General features: G+C 58.8%; 3 protein-coding genes. 2 read left to right on the forward strand and 1 reads right to left on the reverse strand.

Translation table 11 applies throughout. The features are described from left to right. Positions 1-489, forward strand: a 489-nt coding sequence (locus tag B042_RS25850; protein WP_231494130.1) for a hypothetical protein, incomplete at its 5' end; no start/stop codon positions are given. Beyond that, positions 486-746, forward strand: a complete 261-nt coding sequence (locus B042_RS25235; protein ID WP_081748844.1) for a hypothetical protein — start codon at positions 486-488, stop codon at positions 744-746. The genes B042_RS25850 and B042_RS25235, both read left to right, overlap by 4 nt. Before the next feature lie 61 nt (positions 747-807). On the opposite strand, the gene B042_RS23675 is transcribed toward B042_RS25235, so the two are convergent. Continuing rightward, positions 808-1101 carry a transposase gene (locus B042_RS23675; protein WP_051415762.1) on the reverse strand — a complete coding sequence of 98 codons (294 nt, stop codon included), beginning with the start codon at positions 1099-1101 and terminating at the stop codon, positions 808-810. Between the last annotated feature and the right edge of the window lie 104 nt (positions 1102-1205).

The raw sequence follows: 1205 nt of genomic DNA on the forward strand, positions 1-1205 counted from the left end.
ATGTGGCTGCAGACCTCGGCGGGCACGTGGGTGCAGGTGTCGGCCGTGGAGGCCGGTGTCCAGCACGCCCGGGTGCACAACCTGACGGTCGCGGGTGTCCACACCTACCATGTGGAAGCGGGGGAGCTCGACCTCCTCAACCACAACTGTGGTGGGTCCATCGATCCGAAGTTGGTGAGATTCTCGCAAGATTCAGTGAGTCCTCGTTTTGGTAGTGGGGAAACGATCGAACAGACATCCGCAGCATTGAGGTCTGGTTATCTCAAGCCAACCGAATTGCCGACTGTGCGCCTGACCGTCAGAAATGGTGACATTTACACCCTTGACGACAGGAGGCTTGTGGCTTTCCAGAAGTCTGGTGTTCCGATGCCTTTCCGGATGGCCACGGCGGAAGAAGCTGCCAGCGAAGCATGGAAGTTTACAACCCAGAATAGGGGTAGATCTATCTTGGTCAGATATTTTGACAATCTTACCGAGTGGATGCCATGAATTGGCCGGACGAGGCGTTGAACGAGGTTAGGAGCAGGGAGGACCTTGCTCGTTTCCTGATCGAACTTTCCAGGAAGATAAGAAGCGGTGAAATGCCCGTAGAGAACTTCACTGCAGAAGGTCTTGTTGATGCTGCTGGGCGTTGGACTTACTCTATGGACGGGTTCTTTGAAAATATAATCCAAGAGCCTGTCCCTGAAATCCCTGACTGGTCGATGGTTGCTGCGATTTTTCGGTCCGCACTCATATACGAATAACTTTGCTGCGGGTCAGGGGTCTGTCAAATAATTAGACCCTCGTTTTGACGGGTCTTCGGATTTAGTGGGGGTTGGCCTCCCTGCGGGCTCTTCGGGTGGTCGCGCAGCGTGACCGCAGGCGCTGATTAGCGCGGTTGCGGAACCCGAACGCGTTGCGCGCCTCGAGCTTGATCAGCCGGTTGTTGCCCTCGCTGGCGGCGTTGGTGATCCCGGTGACCAGATACGCCTCGATCCCCTCCCACCACGCCTCGACGGTCTCGGCCAGAGTGACCGACTCGGGCAGGTGAGCATGGTCGGCCACATGGGCGTAGAAGCGGTGCAGGGCCACAGCAACCGCCGAACGGCCCGGAAGCACGCGGGTGCGTCGTGCCGTGTGGGCAACAGCTTCGCGCCCGGTACGGCTGTGGTGATGGCCGACGGGTCGACGGTGCCCATCGAGGACGTCGGGGTCGGGGACCG

Origin of the sequence: Nocardiopsis sp. CNT312, assembly GCF_000515115.1 — a bacterium.
In the GTDB taxonomy this organism is placed as follows: Bacteria; Actinomycetota; Actinomycetes; order Streptosporangiales; family Streptosporangiaceae; genus Nocardiopsis.

Excerpts from the sequence above, each read along its gene's own strand:
- B042_RS25235 (WP_081748844.1), top strand. The coding sequence starts at position 486 with ATGAATTGGCCGGACGAGGCGTTGAACGAGGTTAGGAGCAGGGAGGAC.